This window comes from Halomonas rhizosphaerae (assembly GCF_030010555.1).
Lineage (GTDB): Bacteria > Pseudomonadota > Gammaproteobacteria > Pseudomonadales > Halomonadaceae > Halomonas > Halomonas rhizosphaerae.
On record NZ_JASCQP010000035.1, the window covers coordinates 67,000 to 83,508 of the forward strand.

The 16,509-nt window shown below is 67.9% G+C and carries 15 protein-coding genes; 14 read left to right on the forward strand and 1 reads right to left on the reverse strand.

Annotated features, from left to right (window positions below; genetic code table 11):
- Window positions 1-263: 263 nt before the first annotated feature.
- The 5 genes from topA (at window position 264) to QLQ83_RS16200 (ending at window position 6,224) form a co-directional block, all read left to right on the forward strand.
- Window positions 264-2,900, forward strand: a complete 2,637-nt coding sequence (gene topA, locus QLQ83_RS16180) for a type I DNA topoisomerase (protein WP_282736542.1) — start codon at window positions 264-266, stop codon at window positions 2,898-2,900.
- Window positions 2,897-3,361, forward strand: a complete 465-nt coding sequence (locus QLQ83_RS16185) for a DUF6586 family protein (protein WP_282736543.1) — start codon at window positions 2,897-2,899, stop codon at window positions 3,359-3,361. The genes topA and QLQ83_RS16185 overlap by 4 nt, the downstream gene beginning before the upstream one ends.
- 5 nt (window positions 3,362-3,366) lie before the next feature.
- Window positions 3,367-3,855, forward strand: a complete 489-nt coding sequence (locus tag QLQ83_RS16190; protein WP_282736544.1) for a LabA-like NYN domain-containing protein — start codon at window positions 3,367-3,369, stop codon at window positions 3,853-3,855.
- Between the two features lie 249 nt (window positions 3,856-4,104).
- Complete coding sequence (locus QLQ83_RS16195) at window positions 4,105-5,697, forward strand: ABC-F family ATPase (protein WP_282736545.1); 1,593 nt, start codon at window positions 4,105-4,107, stop codon at window positions 5,695-5,697.
- A 104-nt stretch (window positions 5,698-5,801) separates the two neighbouring features.
- Window positions 5,802-6,224: a CopD family protein gene (locus QLQ83_RS16200; RefSeq protein ID WP_282736546.1), complete on the forward strand. Its 423-nt coding sequence runs from the start codon at window positions 5,802-5,804 to the stop codon at window positions 6,222-6,224.
- A gap of 43 nt (window positions 6,225-6,267) precedes the next feature.
- Here the strand turns inward: QLQ83_RS16200 and QLQ83_RS16205 are convergent, their stop codons facing one another.
- Window positions 6,268-6,738: a DUF2231 domain-containing protein gene (locus QLQ83_RS16205; RefSeq protein ID WP_282736547.1), complete on the reverse strand. Its 471-nt coding sequence runs from the start codon at window positions 6,736-6,738 to the stop codon at window positions 6,268-6,270.
- Window positions 6,739-6,792: 54 nt separating this feature from the next.
- Between QLQ83_RS16205 and coxB the strand changes: the two genes are divergently transcribed.
- The 9 genes from coxB (at window position 6,793) to QLQ83_RS16250 (ending at window position 16,400) form a co-directional block, all read left to right on the forward strand.
- Entirely contained in the window at window positions 6,793-7,782 is a 990-nt protein-coding gene (coxB, locus tag QLQ83_RS16210) for a cytochrome c oxidase subunit II (protein ID WP_282736548.1), read from the forward strand.
- On the forward strand, window positions 7,779-10,307 hold the full coding sequence (ctaD, locus tag QLQ83_RS16215) for a cytochrome c oxidase subunit I (protein WP_282736549.1): 2,529 nt from the start codon (window positions 7,779-7,781) through the stop codon (window positions 10,305-10,307). Before coxB ends, ctaD begins: the two co-directional genes overlap by 4 nt.
- A complete protein-coding gene (locus QLQ83_RS16220) occupies window positions 10,304-10,663 on the forward strand; it encodes a hypothetical protein (protein ID WP_282736550.1) in 360 nt (119 codons plus the stop codon). Before ctaD ends, QLQ83_RS16220 begins: the two co-directional genes overlap by 4 nt.
- Window positions 10,664-10,679: 16 nt before the next feature.
- Entirely contained in the window at window positions 10,680-12,929 is a 2,250-nt protein-coding gene (locus QLQ83_RS16225; protein WP_282736551.1) for a heavy metal translocating P-type ATPase, read from the forward strand.
- Between the two features lie 148 nt (window positions 12,930-13,077).
- On the forward strand, window positions 13,078-13,542 hold the full coding sequence (locus QLQ83_RS16230) for a 2-hydroxyacyl-CoA dehydratase (protein WP_282736552.1): 465 nt from the start codon (window positions 13,078-13,080) through the stop codon (window positions 13,540-13,542).
- A 10-nt stretch (window positions 13,543-13,552) separates the two neighbouring features.
- Window positions 13,553-13,975, forward strand: coding sequence for a GIY-YIG nuclease family protein (locus tag QLQ83_RS16235; protein WP_282736553.1), 423 nt, complete (start codon window positions 13,553-13,555; stop codon window positions 13,973-13,975).
- Window positions 13,975-15,225, forward strand: a complete 1,251-nt coding sequence (locus QLQ83_RS16240) for a GspE/PulE family protein (RefSeq protein WP_282736554.1) — start codon at window positions 13,975-13,977, stop codon at window positions 15,223-15,225. Before QLQ83_RS16235 ends, QLQ83_RS16240 begins: the two co-directional genes overlap by 1 nt.
- 122 nt (window positions 15,226-15,347) lie before the next feature.
- Window positions 15,348-15,959 (forward strand): L,D-transpeptidase family protein, encoded by a 612-nt coding sequence (locus QLQ83_RS16245; RefSeq protein ID WP_282736555.1) that lies wholly within the window; start codon window positions 15,348-15,350, stop codon window positions 15,957-15,959.
- Between the two features lie 177 nt (window positions 15,960-16,136).
- The gene (locus QLQ83_RS16250; protein WP_282736556.1) at window positions 16,137-16,400 is read left to right on the forward strand and encodes an Lpp/OprI family alanine-zipper lipoprotein; all 264 of its coding nucleotides are present in this window, start codon (window positions 16,137-16,139) and stop codon (window positions 16,398-16,400) included.
- Window positions 16,401-16,509: the final 109 nt, after the last annotated feature.

The following is a 16,509-nucleotide window of genomic DNA, read 5'->3' on the forward strand; positions in this document are numbered from 1 at the left end:
CAGCGCCCCCGCCCACATTCGGCGGGGGCGCTGTCGTTGAGGAAGGCGTCTCTTCCGGCTTGGCGTGATGGTGCCCGGGGAGCTAGGTTCAAGAGGCCGCCCACCCCGTGGCGGTCGTGGCTGCCTGACGGGGGTTCCGGCGGCGACTGGCGTGAAGCCGACCGCTGGGGTAGGGTAAGCGCATTTTTCACCCGCCAGAGAGGGCGGGCCGAAACCGTCTGGCGCGAGCGTTGGAGCTGGCGCCATCAGCACAGTGGAGCACTATGGGCAAGTCACTGGTCATCGTCGAGTCGCCCGCCAAGGCCAAGACGATCAACAAGTATCTCGGCAACGACTTCATCGTGAAGTCGAGCGTGGGGCACATCCGTGACCTGCCGACCAGCGGCTCGGGCAAGGCAGCCACGGATCCCAAGGAGCGTGCGCGGCAGGCCGCGGAGACCCGCAAGATGTCCGCGGAGGAGAAGGCCGAGCATCGCAAGCGCAAGGCCCAGGACCAGTTGATCCGGCGCATGGGCATCGATCCCGAGCATGGCTGGAAGGCCCATTACGAGATCCTGCCGGGCAAGGAGAAGGTGGTGGCCGAGCTCAAGAAGCTTGCCGAGAAGGCCGACGCGGTCTACCTGGCCACCGACCTTGACCGCGAGGGGGAGGCCATCGCCTGGCACCTGCGCGAGACGATCGGTGGCGACGAGACCCGCTATCGGCGGGTGGTGTTCAACGAGATCACCAAGAACGCCATCCAGGAGGCCTTCCAGGATCCCGGTAGCCTGAACATTCCGCGCGTCGAGGCACAGCAGGCGCGCCGCTTCCTCGACCGGGTGGTGGGTTTCATGCTCTCGCCGCTGCTGTGGGCAAAGGTCGCCCGTGGCCTCTCCGCCGGCCGCGTACAGTCGGTGGCCACCCGCCTGATCGTCGAGCGCGAGCGCGAGATCCACGCCTTCATCCCCGAGGAGTTCTGGGACGTCCATGCCGACCTGCGACCGGCCGGCGACGACCCGACGACGGTACGATTCGAGCTGGTGCGCCAGGACGGCAAGGCGTTCCGGCCCACCTCCGAGGCCGAGACGCTGGAGCGCATCGCTGCCCTGCGCAAGGCAAACCTGGCGATCACCGCGCGGGAAGACAAGCCCACGCGTTCCAAGCCCAACGCCCCCTTCATCACCTCGACGCTTCAGCAGGCGGCCAGTGGCCGGCTGGGATTCTCGGTGAAGAAGACCATGACCCTGGCCCAGCGACTCTACGAGGCCGGCTACATCACCTACATGCGTACCGATTCCACCAACCTCTCGAAGGATGCGGTGGAGAACGTACGCGAGTTCATCACGGACGAGTTCGGCGCCCGCTACCTGCCCGAGGCGCCCAATCGCTACTCCAGCAAGGAGGGGGCCCAGGAAGCCCACGAGGCGATCCGTCCCTCCGATGTCGCTCGCCGGGCCACCGACCTGGCCGGCATGGAGCGCGACACCGAACGTCTCTACGAGCTGATCTGGCGCCAGTTCGTGGCCTGCCAGATGACGCCCGCCGAGTACCTCTCCAGCACCCTGACCGTCGAGGTCGACGGCTTCGAGCTGCGTGCCAAGGGGCGGGTGCTGAAGTTCGACGGTTACACCCGGGTGATGAAACCGATGGGGCGCAAGGAGGAGGACCAGTCACTGCCGGACCTCGCCGAGGGCACGCCCATGACCCTGGAGCGGCTCGATCCCCAGCAGCACTTCACCAAGCCGCCGGCCCGCTACACCGAGGCGAGCCTGGTCAAGGAACTGGAGAAGCGGGGCATCGGCCGTCCCTCCACCTATGCCTCGATCATCTCCACCATCCAGGATCGCGGCTACGTCAAGCTGGAGAACCGGCGCTTCTACGCCGAGAAGCTCGGCGACATTGTCACCGAGCGCCTCAAGGAGTCCTTCCCCGACCTGATGGACTACTCCTTCACCGCGCGCATGGAGGATGGCCTCGACGAGGTGGCCGAGGGGGAGCGCAACTGGCAGGCGCTGCTCGATGCCTTCTATGCCGAATTCAAGAAGGAGCTCGCCGTCGCCGAGAGCGAGGAGGGCATGCGGCCCAACCAGCCGGTGCCCACCGACATCGACTGCCCGACCTGCGGGCGCAAGATGCAGATCCGCACCGCCTCCACCGGGGTCTTCCTGGGCTGCTCCGGCTATAACCTGCCGCCCAAGGAGCGCTGCAAGACCACCATCGACCTGCTGCCCGGCGACGAGGCGGTGGCCGCCGATGCCGGCGAGGACGCCGAGACCGATGCGCTGCGGGCCAAGCATCGCTGTCCCAAGTGCGGCACCGCCATGGACAGCTACCTGATCGACGAGACCCGCAAGCTGCACATCTGCGGCAACAGCCCGGATTGCGATGGCTACGAGATCGAGAAGGGCAAGTTCCGCATCAAGGGCTATGACGGTCCGACCATCGAGTGCGACAAGTGCGGCAGCGAGATGCAGCTCAAGACCGGGCGTTTCGGCAAGTACTTCGGCTGCACCAACAGCGAGTGCAAGAACACCCGCAAGCTGCTGCGCAGCGGCGAGGTGGCGCCGCCCAAGATGGACCCCATCCCCATGCCGGAGCTCGCCTGCCAGAAGGTCGAGGACCATTACGTGTTGCGCGATGGCGCCAGCGGCCTGTTCCTGGCGGCCAGCAAGTTTCCCAAGAACCGCGAGACCCGCCCGCCGCTGGTCAAGGAGCTCAAGGCCCATGCCGAGGAGCTGCCCGAGAAGTACCGCTACCTGCTCGACGCCCCCAGCGAGGATCCGGACGGCCGTCCCGCGCAGATCCGCTTCTCGCGCAAGGCCAAGGAGCAGTTCGTGATGACCGACGAGGGCGGCAAGGCCACCGGCTGGCGCGCGACCTTCGACGGCAACAAGTGGCGGGTGGAGGACAAGCGCAAGTGACCCCGAGATCGCGCACCAACCAGCTGCTCTACCAGGCGGAGCTGCTGCTCGCGTTGCCGGCCGGCGACGACGAGCATGCCGAGGCCAGGCGGATGGCCGCGGAGGAGGGCAGCCTGGCGCTGGCCGAGCTGGCGTTGCAGTCGCTGCTGCGCGAGGTCACCGAGCATGCCCACCTGGAGCACCATGACTGGCGCGAGCTGCTCGGCCCAGAGGGCGCCGGCATTGCCGAGCTGCATCGCCTGCGCGAACTGGCCATGCGTCCCGACAGTTGGCTGGCCTGGCTGATCGTCAAGCTCGAGGCCCTGCACGGCAGCGACGGCGTGGCCCGTCGGGGCACCGGTGCAGCACGGGGGGTGATCGCCGTGGGCGGCGGCGCGGCGCTGGGTGAGGAACTGCGCGACTGCCTCGCCGAGGCCAAGGCCGAAATCGCCGCCCTGCGCGAGACCAGCGAGGAGTGGTAGCGACGATGAGCGAGGCCGCCAGGGAGCGCGTCGCCATCTTCGTCGACGTCCAGAACGTCTACTACACCACCCGTGAGGCCTTCGGCCGGCACTTCGACTACAACGCCTTCTGGGCACGTTTTGCCGCCGGCCGGGAGGTGGTGGTGGCCAACGCCTACGCGGTGGACCGCGGCGATGCCCGGCAGCGCCAGTTCCAGGCCATCCTGCGCGGCATCGGCTTCACCGTGAAGCTCAAGCCCTTCATCCAGCGCCGTGATGGCTCGGCCAAGGGCGACTGGGACGTGGGCATTGCCCTGGATGCCATGGAGGCCGCACCGCTGGTCGACCGCGTGGTGCTGGTCTCGGGTGACGGTGACTTCGACCTGCTGGTGGAGCGGATGCGCGAGCGCCACGGGGTGGTGGTGGAGGTTGTCGGCGTGGAGCGGCTCAGCGCCGACTCGCTGATCCGCGCGGCCAGCCACTTCGTGCCCATCGAGGGGGAGCTTCTGCTCTAGGTCAGGGCTGTGCAGGTAGCAGTTCTGCGCGGAGCTGATCCGGCGGCAGGCCTGCGAGGAGTCGCTATGAATACATCCTTGTACGCTACCGACGCCATCCCTGGCGTAGGACCTCCTCTGCGGCCTGCCCCCGGCGCTCCTCGTTTCGGACAGCTGTGATAGGGCGTTTCACTAAGCTGCGTCGGGTGTGAGCGGCGACGATAACCGGTACAATCGCGACCCTTTCTCACGCACTGACTGGACCCCTCATTGATCTCCACCGCCAATATCACCATGCAGTTCGGCGCCAGGCCGCTGTTCGAGAATGTCTCCATCAAGTTCGGCAATGGTCATCGCTACGGCCTGATCGGTGCCAACGGCTGCGGCAAGTCCACCTTCATGAAGATCCTCGGCGGTGACCTGGAGCCCTCCTCGGGCCAGGTGATGGTCGAGACCGGGGCCCGGCTCGGCAAGCTGCGCCAGGACCAGTTCGCCTTCGAGGACGAGCGCGTCATCGACACCGTGATCATGGGCAATGCCGAGCTGTGGCAGGTGGCGGCCGAGCGCGAGCGCATCTATTCGCTGCCCGAGATGAGCGAGGAGGACGGCATGGCCGTGGCCGACCTCGAGGTGCGCTTCGCCGAGCTCGACGGCTACACCGCCGAGTCCCGGGCCGGGGAGCTGCTGCTGGGGCTCGGCATCCCGCTGCACCAGCACACGGGGCCCATGAGTGAGATCGCCCCGGGCTGGAAGCTGCGCGTGCTGCTCGCCCAGGCGCTGTTCGCCGACCCCGATGTGCTGCTGCTCGACGAGCCCACCAACCACCTGGACATCAACACCATCCGCTGGCTGGAGGGGATGCTCACGGCGCGCAACAGCACCATGATCATCATTTCCCACGACCGCCACTTCCTCAACAGCGTCTGCACCCACATGGCGGACCTGGACTACGGCGAGATCACGCTGTTTCCCGGCAACTACGACGACTACATGACGGCCGCCACCGCGGTCCGCGAGCGCCAGCACGCCGACAACGCCAAGAAGAAGGCGCAGATCGCCGAGCTGCAGGCCTTCGTCAGCCGTTTCTCGGCCAATGCCTCGAAGGCCAAGCAGGCAACTTCCCGGGCGCGGCAGATCGACAAGATCAAGCTCGAGGACATCAAGCCCTCCAGCCGGGTCAGTCCCTTCATCCGCTTCGAGCAGGCCAGGAAGATCCATCGCAACGCGGTCAACGTCGAGGCCATCACCAAGGGATTCGCCCAGGAGACACCGCTCTTCGAGCGCTTCTCGATGACCGTGGAAGCCGGCGAACGCATCGCCATCATCGGCCCCAACGGCATCGGCAAGACGACCCTGCTGCGGACCCTGGGCGGCGAGTTGCGTCCCGACGCCGGTGCCGTGCGCTGGACCGACAGTGCCGAGCTCGGGGTCTTCGCCCAGGACCACGCCGACGACTTCGCCAATGAGGCGACACTGTTCGAGTGGATGGCCCAATGGACAACGGGCGGCGAGCAGGAGGTTCGCGGTGCGCTGGGCAGGATGCTCTTCTCCAGCGACGACATCGGCAAGTCGGTCAAGGTGATCTCCGGTGGCGAGCAGGGCCGCATGCTGTTCGGCAAGCTGGCCCTGACCCGGCCCAACGTGCTGCTGATGGACGAGCCGACCAACCACCTGGACATGGAGTCCATCGAGGCGCTCAACCTGGCCCTGGAGAACTACCCCGGCACCCTGATCTTCGTCAGCCACGACCGCGAGTTCGTCTCCTCCCTGGCGACCCGCATCCTGGACATGAGCGAGCAGGGGATCACCGACTTCAGCGGCAGCTACGAGGACTACCTGCGCAGCCAGGGGCTCTACGGCTGACGGCCGGGGCAGGGCCGCGGTCCCTGGCCGCTAACGAAAGGCTCGGCTAGGGTAAAGGAGGCTGGCCGGCAATGGGGCGGGTCGGCCTGGCTGCAAGGACGCCCATGCCCTGGATCAAGTTCGTGCATATCATGGCACTCGCCAGCTGGTGCGGCGCACTGCTCTATCTGCCGCTGCTGCTCGCCCTGTCGGCGCGCGGTCCGGCCGCCGCGACGCCCTTCGCATCCGGTGCTCCCCCGATGCCGCGCTTCGTCTACAACAGCCTGGCCACCCCCGCGGCCCTGCTGGCCATCGCTAGCGGCACGCTGCTGTTCCTGGTGAATGGCCTGGCCGCCGGCTGGCTGGTGCTCAAGCTGCTGGCGGTCGCCGGCATGGTGATGGCGCATGGCGCCACCGGCTGGCTGGTCATGCGCCTCGAGCAGGGCACCTCGCATGGCGTTGCCCCCGGGGCCATGGCGGCCCTGGGGCTGGCCGCGGTCAGCATGCTGGCGGTGGTCGCCCTGGTGCTGGCCAAGCCTGTGTTCTAGCCGAATGCGCACGGGGAGGAAGCGGATGCCGAACCGCCAGCACTCAGTCGTCGAGGTCCACGCCCACCGCGTGTTCGTAGACGAGCTGTCCACCCAGCCAGCCAGCCAGGACGATCAGGGCCGCCGTGGTCAGCGAGAGCGTGAGGCCCCAGGGCAGCAGGGCCTGGTCGAGGAAGCGCCACAGCCAGTTGAGCGACGCCATGGAGAGCATCACCACGGCGACGATGGCGTGGCTCCAGGCGGTGACCAGCCGACGGATCTGCTTGACCGTGACCAGATCGATGATCCCGGCGAGACTCGCCACCCAGCCGCCGAAGGCGCCCACACCGGCCAGCCACAGCGAGGCCCGTGCCCAGAAGGGATCGCCACTGTAGAGGTAGCCGAGATCGCTGGCCACCAGCGCCATCAGGGCCGCCACGGGGAAATGGATCATCACCGGGTGCAGCGGGTGGCCGGCCAGGGCCGCGCGGCTATGGATCGAGGCGCGGGTCAATCCGAGCTTCGCTCTGGGCATGGCACCTTCCTCGTTGGTCGTGGAACCCTGCCTGGCATTGAAGGCCGCCGCCGCATGGGGGTCAAGCCGGCGGTGCTGCTCTCTTTGCTGCTGGCCGGGTGCACGGGGGAGCATTCCATCCTCGACCCCGCGGGGCCGGCGGCGCGCGACGTGGCCTGGCTGTGGTGGGGCATGCTGTCGGCCTTCTCCCTGGTGTTCCTGGGCGTGGTGGGGACGTGGCTCGCCGCCTTCCGCCGTCGCGAGCACCCCGAGCGGTCGCCGTCGGAGGAGCGCCGGCTGGCGCTGCGCTGGATCCTCGGTGGGGGCATCCTGCTGCCCGGGGTGACGATCCTGCTGCTGCTCGCCTTCGGCGTACCGGCCGGGCAGCGCCTGCTGCCGCTGCCGCTGCCCGGTGGCGAATCCCCCCGGACGATCGAGGTGGTCGGCCATCAGTGGTGGTGGGAGGTTCGCTACCCCGACGAGGCCGGCGAGGTGGTGACGGCCAACCAGCTGGCGATGCCTGCCGGCGAGCCGGTGGACTTCCACGTCACCGGTGGCGACGTGATCCACGCCTTCTGGGTCCCGCGCCTGGGCGGCAAGATCGACATGCTGCCGGGGCGGGTCAACCGCATTCGGCTGGAGGCCGACGACCCCGGCGTGTTCGGCGCCCAGTGCGCCGAGTTCTGCGGGGCCCAGCATGCCCGCATGCATCTCCACGTGGAGGCCATGGCGCCGGAGGAATTCGAGGCCTGGCTGGCCGCGCGTCGCTCGCCGCCCGCCCAGGCCGAGGGCCATGACGTCGCCCGGGAGACCTTCGTCGAGCACTGTGCCCGCTGTCACCGGGTCGAGGGGCTCTCCGACGGTCGTGAAGGGCCGGATCTTTCCGATATCGGCAGCCGCGCCACCCTGGGAGCCGGGGTCATGGCCATGGAGGAGGGCGCCATCGCCCGCTGGCTTGCCGAGCATCAGCGACTCAAGCCCGGCAACCACATGCCCGCCCATGACCAACTCGACACCGAGGCCCTCGAGGCGATCGGTGCCTGGCTGGAGACCCTGCGCCCATGAGCGAGACGCTTCCCGACAGGTCCTCCGAGGCCCAGCGGCTGCACCGCGAGCTCGAGGCGGTATGGGGCAATCCCACCGGCTGGCGTGCCCTGACGGTGGTCAACCACAGCACCCTGGGGCTGCGTTTCATGGCCACAGGCCTGGTCTTCTTCCTGCTCGGCGGGGTGCTGGCGATGCTGGTGCGCGCCCAGCTGGCGCTGCCCGACCACGACTTCATGTCACCCGATATCTACAGCCAGGTCACCACCATGCACGGCACGGTGATGATGTTCCTGTTCGCCATTCCCATGCTGGAGGGGCTGGCGATCTACCTGATTCCCAAGATGATCGGCGCCCGGGACCTGGTCTGCCCGCGGCTCACCGCCTTCGGCTACTGGTGCTACCTGTTCGGGGGCATCATCCTGTTCGCCAGCCTGCTGCTGGAGATGGCGCCGGACAGCGGCTGGTTCATGTACACCCCCTTGAGCAGCGGTGAGTTCTCGCCGGGCCTGGGGTCGGATTTCTGGCTGCTGGGCATCACCTTCGTCGAGATCTCGGCGCTGTCGGCGGGAGTCGAGCTCACGGTGTCGATCCTGCGTACCCGGTCGCCCGGCATGGCGCTGCACCGGATGCCGCTGTTCGCCTGGTACATCCTGGCCATGGCCCTGATGATCGTGGTGGGCTTCCCGCCGCTGATCCTGGGCAGTGTCCTGCTGGAACTGGAGCGCGCCGCGGGCATGCCGTTCTTCGCGGTGGAGGGCGGCGGTGACCCGGTCCTCTGGCAGCACCTGTTCTGGCTGTTCGGTCACCCCGAGGTCTACATCATCTTCCTGCCCGCGGCGGGTATCGTCTCGACCCTGATCCCGGTGTTCGCCGGACGTCCCATCGTCGGCTACGGCTGGGTGGTGGCGGCGATCCTCATCACCGGCTTCATCAGCTTCGGGCTCTGGGTCCACCACATGTTCACCGTGGGCATTCCTCAGCTGGCCCAGGCCTTCTTCTCGGCGGCCAGCATGCTGGTGGCGGTGCCCACCGCCATCCAGGTGTTCGTATGGATGGCCACGCTGTGGCTGGGGCGGCCGCGCATGACCCTGCCGATGCTGTGGATCCTGGGCTTTCTGGTCATCTTCGTCTGCGGCGGCCTCACCGGGGTCATGCTGGCGCTGGTCCCCTTCAACTGGCAGGTCCACGACACCCACTTCGTGGTGGCCCATCTGCATTACGTGCTGGTGGGGGGCATGCTCTTCCCGCTGCTGGCGGGGCTCTACTACTGGCTGCCGCTGGTCTCCGGCCGCCTGCCTTCCGAGCGGCTGGGGCGCCTCGGCTTCTGGTTGACCTTTCTCGGCTTCAACCTGACCTTCCTGATCATGCACGTCACGGGACTGCTCGGCATGCCACGCCGGGTCTACACCTATGACGCCGGCCTGGGCTGGGAGCCCTACAACCTGGTCTCCTCGGTGGGCGGCTTCATGATGGCAGCGGGCATCGCCACGGTGCTGCTCGACCTGGCCCTGCACGCCCGCTTCGGACGACCGTCGCCGCGCAACCCCTGGGGCGCCGACACCCTGGAATGGAGCCTGGCGATGCCGCCGGCCTCCTATAACTTCGCCAGCCTGCCGCGCGTCGAGACCCGCCATCCGCTGTGGGACAACCCCCGGCTCGGCGCGGAGATCGCCCGCGGCGAGCATGCCCTGGCGGGTAGCACCCACGGTCGCCGCGAGCTGATCGGCAGCGAGGCGCTGACCGGGCGGGTGCGCGACATCATCCACCTGCCCACCAGCAGCTGGTGGCCGCTGGCCGCCGCCCTGATGCTGGCGGTGGTCTGCATCAGCCTGTTGATGCGGCTCTATCCGCTGGCCCTCGCCGCCTTCATGGCGGCCGGCGTGCTGCTGCTGCGCTGGTCCTGGGAGAACGGAGGCCACCCGCTGGCGGCGCCCCTGGGACACGACGAGCCCGTGGACCCGCCGCTGCATTCGCGCACCCAGGATGGGCCGGGCCGCTGGACCATGGGGGTGGCGCTGCTCGCCGATGGCGCCTTCTTCCTCTCGCTGCTGTTCGGCTGGTTCTATCTCTGGGCCGTCTCGCCCCGTTGGCAGATGCCGGCGTCGTCTCCGCTCTCCCTGGCCCTGTTGCTGGGCGCCGGCACTTTGTTGCTCGTGGCGGTGGGCTGGCTGGAGCGCCGGCTGCGAGCCCTGGACGCCGGTGAGGACGCGGGACTCGCGGCCGCCCTCTACGGCATCGCCGCCCTGGGCGGCCTGCACCTGCTGCTGGCGGTGGTGATGCTGTGGCAGGCAGGGCTCGCCCCCACCGCCAGTGCCCAAGATGCGGTGCTGCTGGTGGGCCTGCTCTATGTGCTGCTTCACGGCGGGCTGGTCTCCCTGCTCACCGTCCTCCAGGCACGTCGCGCCACGCTGGGCTATGTCAGCGCCCGGCTGCCCCTCGAGCCGCGGGTGGTGGCACTGCTTTGGCGCTACCAGCTGGGCAGCTACTGGATCCTGGCGGCCGCCACCGGCCTGCTGCCACGCGTGATCGGAGGGGGCCCATGACCGCTCACACTGCCTGGCGTAACCCTGGCCACCCCGTGCAGTTGCTGTTGGGGCTGACGATCTGGAGCCTGTGGTTCGTGGCGCTCTATGGGGGGCTCTCGATAGCCTGCGCCGTGGCGCCTCCTGCTCCTGGGCAGGGCGCGCTGACCGCGCTCAATCTGTGGCTGGGCCTTTTCACCCTGGCGACACTGGGGGCGCTGCTGTGGCTGGCCCGTTGCTGCCTGTCGGCGGTGCGCCGAGAGCCGGTCAGGGCCGCGCGTTTCATCGCTGCCGTGGCGGCCGGCTTGCATCTCTTTGCGGCCGGCGGGGTGGCCTTCGTGGGGCTGCCGCTGGTCGCGCTGCCTCCCTGCCTCTGACGGCCTGGGGGACGGCATGGTGCTCTCCACCGATTTCTCTAGCGACGCGGATATGGGTCACCCGGAGACCGATGTCCCGAGCGAGGCGGAGGCGCTCTTCTCCCTCGAGGGCATGTGGTGTACCGGCTGCGCCCTGGCCATCGAGCATCGCCTGGGTCGCCTGCCTGGCATGGCCCGGGTCGGGGTCGACTATGCCACCGCTACCCTGTTGGTGAGGGGGCAGCCCGACATCATCCGCCGTGAGGCGCTGGACCCCGAGGTCGTGCGGCTGGGCTATCGCCTGAGGAGCCTGGAGTCGGCACCCGACGCCGAGGCGCGACTCGACGCCGAGAGTCGGCACCTGGTCGGGCGGCTGGCAGTGGCGGCGCTGTTCGGCATGTGGACCCTGCTGGCATCGCTGTTGATCTATGCCGGCGCCATGCCGGAGCCACACCTCGCGCGGGTGCTGGCCTGGGTATCGGGCGCCATGGCCCTCCCGGTAGTGCTCTACGCCGGGATGCCCTTCTATCGGGCCGCCTGGCGAACCCTGTGGGCCGGGCGCCCCGGCATGGATGCGCTGGTGTCGCTGGGGGTAGCCGCCGCCATGGCGATCTCGTTGTGGCTGCTGTGGCGAGGTAGCGTGGAGGTCTACTTCGATACCGCCGTGATGCTGATCATGCTGCTGCTGGTGGGGCGCTGGGTCGAGACCCTGGCACGCTATCGCGGCCTGCGCGCCCTCGAAGGGCTGGTGACGGCGCCCCCTGATGTCGCGGTGCAGCGCGAAAGGGGCGAGGTGCGCGTCCCCCTGGCCGAGGTGGCCCTGGGCGAGCGAGTTCGCGTGGCCGCAGGCGAGACGGTGCCGCTGGATGGCGCGCTGCTCGATTGCGGTGCCTGGCTCGATCTATCACCGCTCACCGGCGAGAGCCGGCCGCGTCGGCTGACCCGCGGGGATCCGGTGGTCGCCGGCAGTCGCAATCGCTGCTCTGACCTGACCCTGGTGGTCACTGCCCGGGCCGGGGAGTGCCGCATGGATCGCCTCTATCGCGAGATGCAGCGCCTGCAGGCCACCAAGGGGCGCCTGCGTCTCGTCGCCGAGCGGTTTGCCGCCTGGCTCTCGCCGCTCGCCCTGGGGCTCTCGCTGCTTACCCTGGCGGGATTGCTGCTGCTGGGTGTAACGCTGGAGGAGAGCCTGGTACGGGCGTTGTCGGTGCTGGTGGTGGCCTGTCCCTGTGCCGTGGGGCTGGCCGTGCCCCTGGCCAGCCTGGCCGGCAGCGCCCAGGCCCTGGATCAGGGTGTGGTGTTCCGCGACCCAGGCGCGATGGAGCAGGCCGGCAAGGTGCGTGCGGTCGCCTTCGACAAGACCGGCACCCTGACCCTGGGCGAGCTCTCGGTGACTTCCCTGCAGCCCGCGGCGGGCGTGACGCGCCAGGAACTGCTGCGCCTGGCCGCCCGGGTGGAGTGGGGCAGTGAGCATCCGCTGGGGCAGGCCATTCGTCGCCATGCCCTGGCCGCAGGGCTGCTGGAGGGAGAGGCGCCCTGGCGGGTCGAGGAGCACCCCGGCGGTGGGCGCATCGCCTGGCTGGAGCCCCCGATGCGGGGCGGGGAGGGCGATACCCTGCGTATCGGTTCACCGGCATGGCTGGCCTCGGAGGGCGTAATACTCCCCAGGGAGGCCGCGGAGGAGCCGGCCGACACCCGGGTCGACCTGGCGCGTGGCCGGTGCTGGCTCGGCAGCCTCTGGCTGGCCGATGCCCCGGACCCGGCGGCCGCGCCGCTGCTCGCCTTCCTGAGACGCGAGGGGCTCGCCGTGGCCTTGATCAGCGGGGATCGTACCTCGCCGGTGCAGCGGCTGGGCGACGCGCTGGGACTGGCACGCTCGGCCTGCTTTGCCGGACGACCCCCCGAGCAGAAGCTTGCCCTGGTGAATGCATTGCCGCGACCCTCGCTCTATGTGGGAGACGGCATCAACGATGCCCCGGCCCTGGCCGCCGCCAGCCTGGGGGTAGCGGCGCTCGGGGCCAGTACGGCGGCCCGGGATGCGGCGGCCATCCAGTTGCTGCGACCGGGGCCGGGCGGGGTGCGCGACGTCATCGAGATCGCCCGCAGGACCCGGCGGGTGATGGGCCAGAACCTCTGGCTTTCGGCGCTCTACAACGGCGCGGCGTTACCCCTGGTGGTGTGGATGGCGGTTCCCCCCCAGGTGGCGGTCGTGGCCATGGCATTGAGCTCGCTCAGCGTGGTCGGCAACAGTGCCGGGCTGCTCGTCGCGCCAGGGACAGGCCGATAGAAGCCGCGGTGCCCGTGATGAGGCGAGTCGGGCGACCGCTGGCGGTCTGCTCAGGCATTGATATGCATCAAGCGTGATGGATGCGGCTTGGCTAGGATGAAGGCATGGACTATCCGCCCGTGTCAGGGCATCAGTAGGAGGAGTCGCAATGCGCTTTCATCAGGTCAAGGAACTGGTCGCCTGGGCGGCCGACTACCACCGGGGACTCGCCGAGCAGTATGACCAGCTGGCCGCCGGTGACGTGAACGATCGGGTACGCATGGCACTGGAGTACCTGGCCGAACACGAGCGCAAGATGCAGATCGAGCTGGCCAACTACCTCGAGGAACAGAGCGACCATCGCAAGGTGCTCGAGACCTGGTTCGACGATCCCGCCGACTTTCCCCATGCCCCCACGCTCGATCGCCTCATCGAGTGCATGTCGTGCGACAGCGTGCAAGACGTGCTGTCCACGGCGCTGACCATGCACAGGACGCTTCAGGACCTGTATGCTCATCGTGTCGAGCGGGCATCCGTGGAGGCCGAACGCGAGTTCTTCGCGTCGCTCTCCAGCGGTCACGAGGCCGAGGTTCGCCGCCTTGCCCGCGACATGCAACGACTCGAGGACTACTGAGGAGAAAGCGATGTCGGATCAGATCCTGTCACTCAAGCTGCTGGGCTACTGGACGGACAAGCAGCTTGGCGAGATTCCTGACGTATCGGGGATCTTCTGTGTCTATGCCGGCACGGCCGCAGACGATGGCGAGCCCGGCATCGAGCGGTTGCTCTATATCGGTGAATCCGGTGACGTGCGCCAACGCATTCGCCATCACGAGCTGCGTGATGAGTGGGCTAGCCGACTGGAACCCGGCGAGGTCCTCTGTTATAGCGTGGCGGCGGCGACCTATGTCTATCGCGAGCGGCTCGAGGCAGCCCTGGTGCATGTCCACAAGCCGCCGGTCAACCGTGACTACATCGAGCGCTTTCCCTTCGACAGGACCGAGATGCACCTGCGCGGTCGAACCGACAAGCTGATGTCCCAGTTCATCGTCGAGCGTCAAGACTGATGGCGGAAGAACGCCAGCCGGTGGGGCGTCGGCTCCTGCCGCGCCTCGAGGCCCTGTTTGCCGACCCCCCGGGGCCTGACGATGACACCCTGATGGCCCACGTGCTGCTCGAGGATGCCATTCGCGCGCGGGCCAGCGACATCCACCTCGATCCTTCCCGTGAGCGATGGCGCATTCGCCTGCGCATCGACGGTCGGGTCATCGACGCCCTGGACCTCGAGGTCGGCGATGGACTCCAACTGGCCAACCAGTTCAAGGTGCTCGCCCGGCTCGACCCCATGCCCTCGCGGGTCGCCAGCGAAGGAAGCTTCAGTTGGCCCCCCGGCGAAGAGGGTGTGGAAGAGACCTTCCTGCGGGTGACCGCCGTGAACTGTGTCGGCGGGGAGAAGCTGGCCATCCGCTTTCTCGCACCTCCCCGGACCTTCCACGATACCCTCTCGCTGGGGATCGGCGAGCAGGGGGCGCGAGGGATTCGTCGCTGGATGGATGCGACCGGTGGCATGCTGCTGGTGGCGGGCCCCACCGGCGCCGGCAAGACCACTACTCTCTACACCCTGCTGAACCAGCTGCGCCTCACCGACAGTCACGTGGTGACGCTCGAGGATCCGGTGGAGTACGCCATCCCCGGGATCAACCAGATCCAGGTGGACGCCGAGAACGGGCTCGACTTCGCCACCGGCACCCGCTCCATGCTGCGCCTGGACCCGGACTACGTGCTGATCGGCGAGATACGTGACCCGGGCTCCGCCGCGGCGGCCGTCAGCGTGGCCGGAAGCGGCAGGTCACTGATGGGGACACTGCACAGTCGCGATGCCGTGGGGGCTGTCTCCACGTTGCGACATCTCGGGTTGGAAGATGCCGAGATCAGCGCCAGCCTTGGCCTGGTGATCGCTCAGCGTCTGGTGCGCCGGCTCTGCGAGCAGTGTCGTGAACAGCGGCCAACGCCGTCTCAGGATGTCCAGTGGCTCGAGGCGGTGGGGCTCGAGGTGCCAGAGCATGCGTGGGCGCCGGTGGGCTGTGAGCACTGTGACGGCCTGGGCTACCGGGAGCGTACCGGGGTATTCGAGATCTGGCAGCCTACCCCCGAGGATCATGCCCTGTTGCTACGCCATGCCGATGACGCCGTTTTGCGACGCAGCCTGCTGGAACGGGGCGAGACCCTGATGTTTGCCGACGGCCTGGCCAAGGCCGCCGCCGGAATTACCACCCTGCGCGAGGTCTTCCGGATGGGCGCCATCCTGCCCGCCTGACGAGCCCGGCGGACCTTGTGCATGTTGTTCTCTTCACCCCTCCTGACAGTCGGGAGGCAATGCGGTATAACGGCGGTCAGTGCAATGCCTTTCATTTCCTGCATGCTCCAGAGGCGTCATCGATGAAGCACCTCTCCCGTCGCCGCTTCGGCCTGCTGGCGCTGAGTTCGCCCCTGCTGCTGCTGGCGCCTCACGCGTCTGCCAACCTGATGGACAGCCTGCTGTCCCGGGCCATCGTCCCCCGCCATGACAGCGAGTTGTGGGTGCTGGTCGAGGACCGCGAGGCGGCGCTTAACGTCTACCGCGGCAATCGGCTTCTCGAGCGCTTCGAGCCTATCTCGCTGGGACGCGGGGGGGCCAGGCCGCAACGCCAGAGGGGCGACCGGGCCACGCCGCTCGGCGAGTTCCGGGTCAACCGCTTCAACCGCCGCAGCAAGTTCCATATCTTCATCGGACTTGATTACCCCACGCCCACCCACGCCCGCATGGCGCTGGAGGCCGGGGTATACAGCCAGCAGGACTATGACGACTACTTCTCCTACTACCGTCGACACGGCTACCCTCCCCAGGATACGGTGCTCGGTGGCTTCATCGGCATCCATGGCGTCGGTGAGGGGGATCCCGACATCCACCAGCGGTTCCACTGGACCGACGGCTGTGTGGCCGTGACCGACCCGCAGGTCGAGCGTCTGTCGTCATTGATCGACATTGGCACACGCGTCGTGATCCGCTAGGCTTTACATGCGCAAGGGACGTTCTAAGCTATGGACAAGCGCCGTTGCATATTATAAAACAGCGTTTGACTCCTGTGCTTCGCAGCAGAAGTCGCTGCAAGAAGGCCTGCTTCCGCAGGAAGCCTGATTTTCAGGCAACACCAACGCAGTACCCAAGGAAGACTCAAGGAGAACACCATGACTCTGAAGACTACCCTGAAGCTGACCGCCGCTGCTGCATCTCTGGCCATCCTGGCCGGTTGTGCCTCCAACAGCGCCCTGGAAGAAGTCCGTCAGACCGCCGAGTCTGCCCAGGCCGACGCTGCCGAAGCACGTAGCATTGCGACCCAGGCGCAGAACACTGCTAACCAGGCTCAGCGCGACGCTCAAGCGGCCCTGCAGATGTCCGAGCAGAACCGCGAAGAGATGAACCGCATGTTCGAGCGTTCCATGCAGAAGTGATGGTTCTCGACCGCCCGACAGGGCGGTAGCGGAACTTTCAAGACAGGGGCCTCGCCGTAACCGGCGAGGCCCCTGTCGTTTGGTGGGCGCTTGCTGCGCGATGAGGCCA